The sequence below is a fragment of the Hominenteromicrobium sp. genome (genome assembly GCF_046974225.1).
Lineage (GTDB): Bacteria > Bacillota > Clostridia > Oscillospirales > Acutalibacteraceae > Hominenteromicrobium > Hominenteromicrobium mulieris.
Genome location: NZ_JBKWAE010000004.1, coordinates 121222 through 132894, shown reverse-complemented (window position 1 = coordinate 132894; position 11673 = coordinate 121222). Strand labels below are relative to the sequence as shown.

The 11673-nt window shown below is 52.7% G+C and carries 10 protein-coding genes; 2 read left to right on the top strand and 8 right to left on the bottom strand.

Annotated features, from left to right (window positions below):
* Nucleotides 1-50: 50 nt before the first annotated feature.
* Genes ACLTX1_RS04785 through ACLTX1_RS04775 form a run of 3 tightly spaced genes read right to left on the bottom strand, consistent with a single transcriptional unit; the run spans nt 51 to nt 1693 of the window.
* Nucleotides 51-476, bottom strand: a complete 426-nt coding sequence (locus ACLTX1_RS04785) for a thioesterase family protein (protein WP_308448382.1) — start codon at nt 474-476, stop codon at nt 51-53.
* A 9-nt stretch (nt 477-485) separates the two neighbouring features.
* A complete protein-coding gene (gene trxA / locus ACLTX1_RS04780) occupies nt 486-803 on the bottom strand; it encodes a thioredoxin (RefSeq protein WP_308448383.1) in 318 nt (105 codons plus the stop codon).
* Between the two features lie 53 nt (nt 804-856).
* On the bottom strand, nt 857-1693 hold the full coding sequence (locus ACLTX1_RS04775) for a peptidylprolyl isomerase (protein WP_308448384.1): 837 nt from the start codon (nt 1691-1693) through the stop codon (nt 857-859).
* 210 nt (nt 1694-1903) lie between these two features.
* Here ACLTX1_RS04775 and ACLTX1_RS04770 point away from each other — a divergent pair, with 210 nt between their 5' ends.
* Nucleotides 1904-2824, top strand: coding sequence for a S1 RNA-binding domain-containing protein (locus tag ACLTX1_RS04770; protein WP_308448385.1), 921 nt, complete (start codon nt 1904-1906; stop codon nt 2822-2824).
* 96 nt (nt 2825-2920) lie between these two features.
* Here ACLTX1_RS04770 and ACLTX1_RS04765 read toward each other — a convergent pair whose 3' ends face one another.
* Genes ACLTX1_RS04765 through ACLTX1_RS04750 form a run of 4 tightly spaced genes read right to left on the bottom strand, consistent with a single transcriptional unit; the run spans nt 2921 to nt 7552 of the window.
* Nucleotides 2921-5443 (bottom strand): ATP-dependent Clp protease ATP-binding subunit, encoded by a 2523-nt coding sequence (locus tag ACLTX1_RS04765; RefSeq protein WP_176819977.1) that lies wholly within the window; start codon nt 5441-5443, stop codon nt 2921-2923.
* Nucleotides 5444-5500: 57 nt separating this feature from the next.
* Nucleotides 5501-6541, bottom strand: coding sequence for a protein arginine kinase (locus ACLTX1_RS04760; RefSeq protein WP_176819978.1), 1041 nt, complete (start codon nt 6539-6541; stop codon nt 5501-5503).
* Nucleotides 6534-7070 carry a UvrB/UvrC motif-containing protein gene (locus ACLTX1_RS04755; RefSeq protein ID WP_412330535.1) on the bottom strand — a complete coding sequence of 179 codons (537 nt, stop codon included), beginning with the start codon at nt 7068-7070 and terminating at the stop codon, nt 6534-6536. Before ACLTX1_RS04755 ends, ACLTX1_RS04760 begins: the two co-directional genes overlap by 8 nt.
* Before the next feature lie 29 nt (nt 7071-7099).
* Complete coding sequence (locus ACLTX1_RS04750; protein ID WP_412330534.1) at nt 7100-7552, bottom strand: CtsR family transcriptional regulator; 453 nt, start codon at nt 7550-7552, stop codon at nt 7100-7102.
* A gap of 254 nt (nt 7553-7806) precedes the next feature.
* Here ACLTX1_RS04750 and ACLTX1_RS04745 point away from each other — a divergent pair, with 254 nt between their 5' ends.
* Nucleotides 7807-7953 carry a hypothetical protein gene (locus ACLTX1_RS04745; RefSeq protein ID WP_308448388.1) on the top strand — a complete coding sequence of 49 codons (147 nt, stop codon included), beginning with the start codon at nt 7807-7809 and terminating at the stop codon, nt 7951-7953.
* 175 nt (nt 7954-8128) lie between these two features.
* Here the strand turns inward: ACLTX1_RS04745 and ACLTX1_RS04740 are convergent, their stop codons facing one another.
* Nucleotides 8129-11521, bottom strand: a complete 3393-nt coding sequence (locus ACLTX1_RS04740; protein ID WP_308448389.1) for an SH3 domain-containing protein — start codon at nt 11519-11521, stop codon at nt 8129-8131.
* Nucleotides 11522-11673: the final 152 nt, after the last annotated feature.

Genomic DNA, 11673 nt, shown 5'->3' with positions numbered 1-11673 from the left:
GGGCTTTCCGATCACATCGGTCAGCCCGGCGGGCATTTTTGTGTTTTGAATTACTCTGCTTTGTCCTGCTCTGCGGCCTGAAGAAATACTTCGTGCCATGCGGGAAAATGCTTCTGCATACGGATCGGCTTTAACGCGGGTGTTGTGAAGCAGTGCTGCGAAGTACCGGTGCAACTCAAAAGCCCAGTCTCCTTGCTGTGCCCCTCATACGCCATTTCAAAGCGTACACCGTTGTAGTTTTGAATGCGCAGTGTAAGCACAAGCGTCTCATCAAAGCGAATTGGGTGCTTGTAGCTGCACGAAACATCCAGCACGGGGATCAGAATGCCGTTATCTTCCATTTTTTTGTACGGCAATCCCATAGCGCGTAGCATCTCCAAGCGGGCTTCCTCAAACCAACGAATGTAATTCGAGTGGTGCACGATGCCCATTTGGTCGGTCTCGTAGTAATTCGCTTTGCGTTCAAAGGTGAACATGGCGCGGCCTCACAGGTGCATTTCGATGAGGTTTGCGTAAAAAGCCTTATCGTGTGCGCCGACTTCGGTGTGGATGGGGGCGCCGTCTTTAAAGAGGATGACGGTCGGAATGCTGGAGATGCCGTATTCGGCGGCGATTTCCTGCGCTTCGTCAACGTCGATCTTCGCGACGACGGCCTTGCCCTCGTATTCTTCTGCAACTTCCTCAATGAACGGTGCGATCATTTTGCACGGGCCGCACCATGTTGCAAAAAAGTCTACAAGAACAAGCTTGTTATCGCGGATCAATGCGTCGAAATTTTCAGCTGTGGGATGTACGATTGCCATGGAAACTTCCTCCTTAAAATGATTTGGGATTATACTAAATTTGTTTAAGAAATTTATTCGTAGGGTACGATTTCTGCGGAGAGAATGGTGACGTCTTCAAGCGGCTTATCGTTCGAGTCGGTCTCAACGCCCATGATGCTGCGCACCACGTCCATGCCGTCAAATACCTGTGCGAACACGGTGTGTCCGGTACCTGCGGTGGAATATGCACCGTCAAGGTGTGTGTTGCCGCCGTTTTTATCGTAAAGTTCTTTGTAGGCATCCGTTACTTTGTCCATATCGAGCGTGCCGCCGTACATGGAGGTGAACTTTTCCGGTGCAGATTTATAGACCTGATAATACTGGTCGTAGGTATCCCAGTCTATTTTGCCCGGTTCCGTGCAGTTTATAAAAAACTGGCTGCCGTTTGTGTTGGCACCGCTGTTTGCACAAGAGACCGCGCCGGTGATGTTGACGAGGTTTTCGTGAAATTCGTCGTCATAATTCTCACCCCAAATGCTCTCGCCGCCGGTTCCGTTGCCAAGCGGGTCACCGCCCTGAATCATGAAGTCATCGATGACGCGGTGGAAAGTGACGCCGTCATAGTAGCCGGAAAGCGCCAGAGATTTAAAGCTGTACACGGCTTTCGGTGCGGCATCCGGGAAAAAGCGCATGCGAATGGTGCCGTAGTTCGTTGTCAGCACACAAATCTCCTCGCCTTTTTCCGGCATATCGAGCTGATAGCCGAGCTTTTCTTTGTCGGCCTTTGCCAAGGGTTTTAAGGTATCTGCCGCAACAACTTTATCCGTAGTGCCGATGACCTTTTCTGCGGCAGAAGAGGTGCTGCCGGAGCAAGCTGTGAGCAGCATGATTACGGTCAACGCCGCACACAGCAGTTTCATTTTCTTCATTTTTTCTGTTTCCTTTCTTTTGCAAAGACATACTTTGCATCTGTATATCTATTTTAATATACACGGTAAAAACATGCAAGCCCTTTTGTTTATCTTCATGAAAAGTTCAGAAACGCATAAATGAAAGTTTAGGTTCATATACTTCGGCGTAGTTAAGGCGCAGCCGAAAGCGTTTTTTGCGCGGCACGGCCTTAAAAAGGAGTGAAGTACATGAAATTTTACCCGGAAGGTCATTTGATCGACAAAGCGGAAAACAAAGCCAGTATGCAGACGCCTGCCGCCCTCTCCGACGCAATGCGCGACGGAAAGATCTTAGAGGCGCGCAGTATCATCTGCGACAACGAGCACAACCTCATTGTAGATCTCAAATGTATGCGGGGCATTATCCCGCGCGAAGAAGGCGCGCTCGGCATACGCGAGGGCACCGTGCGGGACATCGCCATCATTTCACGTGTGAATAAGCCTGTGTGCTTTATCATCACGGATTTTATTCGTGATGCGTTCGGCAGGATCACAGCGGTGTTGTCGCGTCGAAAAGCACAGGAGCGCTGCATGGCAGAGTACATAGCGGGGCTTACCTGCGGCGATGTGATCCCGGTGCGCATCACGCATTTGGAGCCGTTCGGTGCGTTTGCGGATATCGGCTGCGGTATTGTTTCCCTACTGCCTATCGATGCCATTTCTGTTTCGCGCATCGACCACCCGAAGGAGCGGTTCACGGTCGGCATGGATATTCGCGCCGTGGTGCGCATGAAGGACGAGAACCGCATTACGCTCAGCCACCGCGAGCTGCTCGGCACGTGGACGGAAAACGCGGAGCGCTTTCGTGTCGGCGAAACGGTCGCAGGTATCGTGCGCAGCGTGGAAAGCTACGGCATTTTTGTGGAGCTGACCCCAAACCTTGCAGGACTTGCCGAGCTGAAAGAAAACGTCCATGCCGGACAGCAGGCCAGCGTGTTCATCAAAAGTATTCTGCCGAACCGCATGAAGGTGAAGCTCGTGCTTGTGGAATGCTTTGATTACACCTATAAACCCGAGCCGCCTGTATATTTCTTTCAGGGCGACCATATTGATAAGTTCACGTATTCTCCGCCCGAGTGCGCAAAGCACATTGAGACGGTGTTTGCGTGATTTAGGGCAGCAAAAGGCGGTCTGCACGGATAATTTTCTACCCGGCAGACCGCCTTTCTATGTGCCTTTAAAGGACATTTGCCTTAACGGGTGTGATTACTTTGCTTCGCTTTCGCTCGACTTTTCGTCGCCGCTCTTCTTTGCCTTGTCTTCAATGACGTACTTACCGTCTTTGAAGTCGCAGACATACGAGCCGCCCGCTTTCATGTTGCCCTCGAGCATCTCTTCGGAAATCGGGTCTTCCATCTTGCTGCGGATCGCTCTGCGCAGCGGTCTTGCACCGTAAACCGGGTCAAAACCGGCGTTTGCAACAGCTTCCACAGCAGCCGGGGTGAACTCGACCGCGATGTCCATGTCGCGCAGCTGACCCTTAAGACCCTCGAGCATTTTGCCGGCGATTTTCTGAATGTCGTCGTGCAGGAGCTTACGGAACACAATAATGTCATCGACACGGTTGATGAATTCCGGACGGAACACCTTCTTCAGCTCACCCATGACGAGCTCTTTTGTGCGCTCGAAATCGGCGACTGCGCTGTCTTCTTCTGTCGACTTGTTGTCCGCGGTGGCAAAGCCGAGACGCTCTTGCTGCTTCTCTGTAATGAGACGCGCACCGATGTTGGAGGTCATGATGATGATGGTGTTCTTGAAGCTGACCACCTTGCCCTGCGAATCCGTCAGACGGCCGTCATCGAGAATTTGCAGCAGCATGTTGAAGACATCCGGGTGTGCCTTTTCGATCTCATCAAACAGCACAACGGAATACGGCTTGCGGCGCACTGCCTCGGTCAGCTGACCGCCCTCATCAAAGCCTACATATCCCGGAGGCGAACCGACGAGACGAGACACCGTGTGCTTCTCCATGTACTCCGACATATCGAGACGGATCATGGCCTTTTCGTCACCGAACATGGCTTCCGCAAGCGCCTTGCACAGCTCGGTCTTGCCCACGCCGGTCGGGCCGAGGAAAATGAACGAGCCGATGGGGCGATTCTTATCTTTCAGGCCGACTCTGCCGCGGCGGATGGCCTTTGCAATGGCCGTGACGGCTTCGTCCTGACCGATGACACGCTTGTGCAGCGTATCTTCAAGATGCAGCAGGCGCTCGCTTTCTTCCTGCGTCAGCTGTACGACCGGGATGCCGGTCCACATGGCGACGATCTCGGCGATGTCTTCTGCCTTCACGACGCTGTTGCTGCGCTCATTCTTTGCAGCCCACTCGTTCTTTTTCTGCTCCAGCTCATCTGTAAGGGCTTTCTGCTTGTCACGCAACTCGGCCGCGCGCTCGAAGTCCTGCTCGTTGACGGCAGCCGCCTTATCAATCTCGACTTCCTTGATGCGCTTTTCCATCTCCTGCAGGTCTTCCGGCGCAGTGAATGTTCTGAGACGCACACGGGACGCCGCTTCATCGACGAGGTCGATGGCCTTATCCGGCAGGTAACGGTCTGCAATGTAGCGCGAGGAGAGCTTAACGGCGCTCTCAATGGCTTCATCGGTAATCTGTACTTTATGGTGCGCCTCGTAGCGATCTTTCAGACCTTCAAGGATTTGCACCGCTTCTTCTTCGGTCGGCTCACCGACATGTACCGGCTGGAAACGACGCTCCAACGCGGCGTCTTTTTCAATGTACTTTCTGTACTCGTTGATGGTCGTCGCACCGATGACCTGGAAGTCACCGCGCGCCAGAGCCGGCTTTAAGATATTGGCGGCATCGGCAGAGCCCTCTGCGGAGCCTGCACCAATGATGGTGTGCAGCTCATCGATGAACAAAATGACGTTGCCGTCCTTCTTCACTTCGTCGATGGCGGACTTGATACGTTCTTCAAAATCGCCACGGTACTTAGAGCCTGCGACCATACCGGTAAGATCAAGCGCCACCAGACGCTTGCCTTTCAGCAGCTCCGGCACCTCGCCTTCATGAATCTTCAGCGCCAAGCCTTCCGCAACGGCGGTCTTGCCGACGCCCGGTTCACCGATGAGCACCGGATTATTCTTCGTACGACGAGACAAGATCTGAATGACACGTTCAATCTCGTTATGACGGCCGATGACCGGGTCAATCTTGCCTTCGGCTGCGAGCTTTGTCAGGTCGCGGCCAAACTTTTCAAGTGCACTGCCGCCTTCCTTTTCGCCGTTTTCGTCCTTCGGGTACGCATTGCCGGAAGCTTTATCGACGGTATAACCGTCGGAAAGCGCCGAGGACAACGCATTTGCAACGCTCTGCGGGTCAACGCCGAGCATTTGCAGGAAACGCACCGCAAAGCTTTCACCGTCTTCAATGATGGCGATGAGCAGGTGCTCCGTGCCGACGTAGTTACTGCCGAGCTTGGAGGCCGCGAGCTTTGCCATCTGCAAAATGCGCTTTGTGCGCGGGGTGAAATATGCGGTGGTGAGGTTCGTCGGCGAAGAAGTGCCAATCTTCTCCTGCATCAGGCGTTCGTAATCGTCTGCCGTGATGCCGAGCTTATTCAGCACGTTGAACGCAACGCCGCTGCCCTCTGCAATCAAGCCGTAGAGCACGTGCTCACTGCCGATGTAATTGTGGCCAAGTTCCTCCGCCTTTTCGATGGCGCGGTTCATGGCATTGTTTGCTTTCTCTGTAAAACCTGTGAATCTATACATATAAATTCCCGTCCTTTCGATCACTGCCGTATCGCAGTTCTCTTTACTGATTTTCTGTTATTGAAGCGCTTTGAGGGCTTTGCGCACCTCGTCTGCGCGGAGAATGTCTCTTTGCCCCGCCGAAAGATTGCTGCCGTGTGCGGCTGCCATGGTGGCCGGCTGTACCGCTACGGTCAGTGTGTGAATATCTTCAAGCGTTATACCGCTTAAAAGCTTTTCTGCAATGCCGAAACGTACATTGGAGATAAGCTTCATATATTCATCGCAGGAAAGCAACCGTGCGTTTTTCAGCACGCCGGCGGAGCGGCCTACTTTGTCCTGCACATTGATGTTCTTGCTGAGCGAAGCACGCGTTTTGCGCTCTTCGGAAATGAGCTGCATCGTAATGTTCTGCAAATTTTCCACAGCCTCTTTTTCGCTGAGACCCAGTGTAATCTGGTTTGAAAGCTGATACATGGCGCCGATGACATTGCTGCCTTCTCCGTATGTACCGCGGATCACAAGGCCGAGCTTCGAAAGATTTGTGGAGATTCTGGACATTGCGCCGTTTTCGGTGAGCGCCGGCAGATGCAGCATTACGGAAGCCCGCATGCCGGTGCCGAGGTTCGTCGGGCATTGGGTGAGGTAGCCGAGCTCGGAATCAAACGCAAAACGCAACGATTCGTTTAAAAGCGTATCGATGCGGTCTGCCATTTCGGCAGCTTCGCTGAGCGCAAGGCCCTCATGCAGCACTTGAATACGCACGTGGTCTTCTTCGTTCACCATAATGGAGATGCGCTCGTCCTTTGAGATGAGGAATCCGCGTCCCTTTGCGTTTGCGATGAACTCCGGGCTGACGATGTGGCGTTCCACAAGTGACACCGCCTGCTCGTTGCTGAGGTCGTCCATCTGCACGAAGTCAAAATCCGATGCGATGGCGCTGTTGCCGCTGAGGATCGCATCGCGTACGCGGCGCTCTACGGCTGCTTTCTGGTCAGGCGTCATGCGGTTTGGGAACGGCATATCTGCAAGGTTTCTCGCCAGACGCACACGCGTGCTGATGACAACGTCACTTTCTTTACCTGCTTTTTCATACCATTTCTTTTCTTCGTTAAGCATGTTTCCCATCTCCTTTCTCCATTTCTTTGATTTCGTCACGCAGCTCAGCTGCATGCTCGAAGTCCTGCTTTTCGATTGCTTCTTTCAGTTCCGCACGTTTCTTTTCAATCGGCGTGGGTTCTTCCACAACGGCAATCTTACCTGCCGGTTCCACAATGCGCAGCGCATTGCTTCCGGGTACTTTGCCCTTGTGCTTTGCTGCACCGTGGATGCGGTGGATAGTCGGCATCAGGCGGTCACGGAACACATTGTAACACTCTGCGCAGCCGATCTTGCCGCTTTCTGCAATCTCCTCAAAGGAAGCACCGCATTTCGGGCAGCGCACCGCATTACTGCGCCCGGTCGGCGCACCGATGAAGCTGCCGAGCAGATTGTTGAAATCAAAGTCCATATCATCAAAGTTAAAAAAGCTCTTGTAGCCTTTTGCCCTTGCACATTCCGAGCAAAGGTCATATTCCGCCAACTTGCCGTTGACGATGGTTTTAATGTGGGTCGTTGCCGGATTCTTTCCGCAGTTCTGACACATCATAAGTCATCCCGTCCTTTCAAAATGGCTTTTTATGCATTTAGTACGAGCAACATGTTTTTGAAGATCGATGCCCGCAGTTGATCTCGAATTTCTTTTGGCGCCGGTGCAAGTGCCGAATCCGAAAGCCCTGCCATCATCAGGTGAGCGTCGGATTCGGACGCAACGCCCGTTTCCACAAGATTCCGCAGCATGGCGCGCATAGAAGCTGCGTCCAGCTTAGGCCCGATGGAATTGACAATGTGCATGATTAAATCGGATTTTGTCATGCTCCGGCGAATGATGCGAATGTAACCGCCGCCGCCTCGCCTGCTCTCTACGATATATCCCTGCTCCGGTGTGAAACGGGACGTGATGACGTAGTTGATTTGGCTCGGTACGCAGCCCAGCGTGTTTGCAAGCTCATTACGCTGGATCTCCGCGATGCCGTTTTCATCATTGAGCATTTGTAAGATGTAATTCGCAACGCTGTCGCTGATTCGCATTTCTGATCGCCTCTTGTCCTTTCTTTGTCTTTGACTTTCTTTGACTTTAATTATAAGCAAAACGGATGTATTGTCAAGCGCGATTTTAGTCGATTTTCAGGAATTACATTAAATTATCTCTCTATTTAAAATTATTTCTCAATAATACTAACTGAAACGCCTAAACTTAAAAAGTTTTTGAAGTTTTGTTTTGACCATCACACATTTCCCCCACTTTCATATTCTGTACTGTAAACGAAAGGAGGCGTTCAATCATGTGTAACGGTTTTGGCGGAGGTTGCTCTTGGATCATCATTATCATACTGATCCTCTTGTGCTGCGGCGGCTGTGGCTGCGGTAACGATTGCGGCTGCAACAACTGTGGTGGCTGCAACAACGGCTGCGGCGGCTGTGGCTGCTGATCGGTCGATCGCATAATATAAAAGCAAGCCGACTGTGTGAAAGCAGTCGGCTTGCCGTTTTATAAATAACACGTAAAGTGACAAAACTTTACACATTGCCGAGCATATAAAGAAAAGCTGTGCACTCCATTAGAATGCACAGCTTAATTTTAGGACTATGAAAAGTAGTTTAGCTTTACAGACAGCTCGGGACTTTGTAACCGTATGTATTCTTCTTATAGTTGCCGTTAGAGGGCGATGCCTCGGCGTAGTTGCCGTAGGAGAATACCTTAGCTTCTGCAAGGCGTCTATAATACAGGCCGATGTAGCAGTTGCCGCCTGCCACATGCCAATCCAGCAGATTGCTGCCGAATGTGTAGGCGTCCACATAGTTCAGGTCATGCGTGAGACCAGAGGTGCTGTTGAAAGCAACATCGCCTGCGCGCACCCAACCGCTCTTGCCGCTTGCAGAGACCTTGTACCAGCTCTGCTTCGTGCTTGAGTCGCGGTAATAATCGAGGATGTTCACACTTGTGCTGATCTTAAGCGTAGTAATCTGCGTGGAAGAAGCGCTGTGGTCCTGATACATGGGTAGTGTGGAAGCCGTTACCTTACCGCCGTACGGATTGGAAGAAGACAGATCCTGCGGCGGAACAACGGTGTTCATGATGACTGTACGCACGTAGCAGTTGCCGGAGCCGTTCCAGTAGCCTGCGCCGACATTGTAAGAGAAGCTTGCAAGCGCATCAAACTGGCACTGGCTCATCAAAAGGCCGTTGCTCGAGATGAAACGGTTGATCTCTGTGGTGTAAGAGCCGCGGTTGACGGTATCGGCCAGCATGGCCTTTGCTTCCGAGCGGGTCAGGTTATTGTAGAATGTGGTGTTCTTGGAAACAACGTAACCGTAGCCGACGGTCGGGATATTGCCGGCAAGCGTGTCCGGCGAAACCTGTGGGACATAGCCTTCATAAGAGGCGATGTTGTCGAGCATACTGTCACTTACGCGGCGGCTCTCGCCTGTTGTCGTATCGGAATCCGTTGTAGAGACGACGAGGATGGTGAACTCTCTGTAATCGGAGGAATAACCGCCGCCGGAAGACGAATACGCACGCACCGTGTAGGTGCCAGGTGTACTGATTGTAGCCGAAGCAGAGAAAATACGGACGTTGTTGTCGCCCTGACTTTCGGAATCGTAGGACGTGGTATCGTAGGTGCCGACGCCATCAATCTCAAAGCGCACGGCGGATTTCTGCGTATCCGTAACCGCCTTCAAATTGAAGGATGAACCGGCTGTGATAATATTCGGTGTTGTGTACGCAAAGCGGACAGCTTCCGGCGCGGAGACCGTGACGGAAACGGTGGCAAGTGCAGTGCCATTTGCGCTCTTTGCGGTGATCTTGGCCGTGCCCGGCGCAGCGCCGTAAATGAAGAGCTGACCGGAAACACCGGCTTTTGCCGTTGCAACGGAAGCATCACTGCTCTCCCACGTGACAGAGCCGGAAGAAGAAGCCTGAATGTAGATGGTCTTATACTGTGCGAGATCGACGGAAGAAACAGAGATCGATGCACTGGACGAAGACGGGTCATATGCTGTGACATATTCTGCCGAGACATAGCCCTCTGCGCCGCCGGTCGTACGCACATGCACCCAGCCGCTCGTTTTGCGGTCAAGCACGTTCAGCACGGTGCCGGTGCTCAAAACGGTGAGTACTTTACAGCTCGTGTTCGGCTCGGAACGCAGGTTGAGGCCGACCGTAACGCGGACGTATTCGTCTGTTGCGGGTGCATTGGAGTTGTTGCCGTTATTGGTGTTATCATCTCCACTGTTACCGGGCTTTACGGAGTTGATATCGCCGGAGGTAATCTTCAAGTACTGCGCAGCAAGGTAGCCCTCTGTACCGTCGGAAAGCTTCACTTTGTACCAGCTGCTGTTTGTGGCTTCCGTAACGGTAACGTTAACGTTCATATCGATAACCTTGATGATGCCATAGCTTGTGCCGGGGCCTTTGCGCACATTTAAATCGGATGTGGTCTTGGCCTGTACGGTTCCGTTGCTCGGCGCCGGGGTCGGCGTGGGCGTTGCGGAAGGCTTGGCAGAATCAATATTGCCGGAAGTAACTTTCAGATATTCGGAGAACAGATAGCCCTCTGTGCCGTCCGAAAGCTTTACCTTGTACCACTGGCTGTTCGACGCGTCCGTGACCGTAACGGTGGTGCCGGTGCCGATGACCTTGATGACGCCGTAATTCGTACCTGCACCGCGGCGCAGGTTTACGTCTGCGGTGAGCTTAGCCTGCACAGTGCCATCATTGGACGGTGCCTGCGTAGGTGTAGGCGTTGCGGACGACGTGCCGGTGACCTTCAAATACTGTGCAAAGATGTAGCCCGTGGAGCCGTTTGCAAGGCGCACGGCATACCACTGAGAGTTGCTCCTATCTGTGACCGTGACGGTTGTGCCGGAAGCGATAACGCCTTTAGAGCTGTAATTCGTGCCGGGGCCGGAACGGAAGTTTACGTATTCCGTCGTTTTCGCGCTTTGTTCGGAACCGCTCGGTGCCTGTGTCGGTGCGGGCGTTGCCGTTGCGGAGGAAGAACTGTTCAGCTTCAAATACTGTGCAAAAATGTAGCCCGTAGAGCCGTTCGAGAGGCGCACGGCGTACCACTCGGAATTGCTCGTGTCGGTGACCGTAACGGTGGTGCCCAATGCAATGACGCCTTTAGAACTGTAATTCGTGCCGGGACCGGAACGGAAGTTTACGTATTCCGTCGTTTTCGCGCTTTGCTCGGAACCGCTCGGTGCCTGTGTCGGTGCGGGCGTTGCCGTTGCGGAGGAAGAACTGTTCAGCTTCAAATACTGTGCAAAAATGTAGCCCGTAGAGCCGTTCGAGAGGCGCACGGCGTACCACTCGGAATTGCTCGTGTCGGTGACCGTGACGGTGGTGCCCAATGCAATGACGCCTTTAGAACTGTAATTCGTACCGGGGCCGGAACGGAAATTTACGTATTCGGTCGTTTTTGCGGTCTGCTCGGAACCGTTGGATGGCGCCTGTGTAGGTGCCGCCGTAGCAGACGGCGTATTGCTGCCCGTGAAGCTGATGTATTCGGCAAAAATATAGCCTGTAGAGCCGTTAGAAAGACGCACGGCGTACCACTGGGCATTGCTCGTGTCGGTGACCGTAACGGTGGTGCCTAATGCAATGACGCCTTTAGAGTTGTAATTTGTGCCCGGTCCGGAACGAAAATTCACATATTCCGTCGTTTTGGCACTGCGTTCTTCCCCGTTGCTTGTGCTGCCGCCGGTAGACATGGAAATATACTCGGCGTAGATATAACCTGTAGAGCCGTTCGAGAGACGCACGGCGTACCACTCGGAATTGCTCGTATCCGTTACCGTGATGGTCGTGCCGGAAGCGATGATCCCCTGCGAGCTGTAATTCGTACCGGGGCCGGAGCGGAAGTTCACGTATTCGGTCGTTTTTGCGGAAACTTCTTCCGCATAAGCCGCAAGCGGCAGCGCAGAAGCCAATAGCAGCGCGGAAAGCAACAGAGCCGTGCCCTTCTTTTGGAGCATTCTTTTTCTATATTGCATGTGTTTTCACCTATCCTTATCAAGGCATCGACCTGTAGAAGCAAAAGCCGGTTTCTGTCCTGTTGCGGCAGAATATGGTACAGATCGTTTTATACAGTTACAATCATAACACAATAGTTACAAATTTGCAACCATTTTTGCGGTTCAAAAGC

Excerpts from the sequence above, each read along its gene's own strand:
- ACLTX1_RS04760 (WP_176819978.1), bottom strand. The coding sequence starts at position 6,541 with ATGCTTAACGAAGAAAAGAAATGGTATGAAAAAGCAGGTAAAGAAAGT.
- ACLTX1_RS04740 (WP_308448389.1), bottom strand. The coding sequence starts at position 11,521 with ATGCAATATAGAAAAAGAATGCTCCAAAAGAAGGGCACGGCTCTGTTG.
- trxA (WP_308448383.1), bottom strand. The coding sequence starts at position 803 with ATGGCAATCGTACATCCCACAGCTGAAAATTTCGACGCATTGATCCGC.
- ACLTX1_RS04765 (WP_176819977.1), bottom strand. The coding sequence starts at position 5,443 with ATGTATAGATTCACAGGTTTTACAGAGAAAGCAAACAATGCCATGAAC.
- ACLTX1_RS04775 (WP_308448384.1), bottom strand. The coding sequence starts at position 1,693 with ATGAAGAAAATGAAACTGCTGTGTGCGGCGTTGACCGTAATCATGCTG.
- ACLTX1_RS04770 (WP_308448385.1), top strand. The coding sequence starts at position 1,904 with ATGAAATTTTACCCGGAAGGTCATTTGATCGACAAAGCGGAAAACAAA.
- ACLTX1_RS04785 (WP_308448382.1), bottom strand. The coding sequence starts at position 476 with ATGTTCACCTTTGAACGCAAAGCGAATTACTACGAGACCGACCAAATG.
- ACLTX1_RS04755 (WP_412330535.1), bottom strand. The coding sequence starts at position 7,070 with ATGATGTGTCAGAACTGCGGAAAGAATCCGGCAACGACCCACATTAAA.
- ACLTX1_RS04745 (WP_308448388.1), top strand. The coding sequence starts at position 7,807 with ATGTGTAACGGTTTTGGCGGAGGTTGCTCTTGGATCATCATTATCATA.
- ACLTX1_RS04750 (WP_412330534.1), bottom strand. The coding sequence starts at position 7,552 with ATGCGAATCAGCGACAGCGTTGCGAATTACATCTTACAAATGCTCAAT.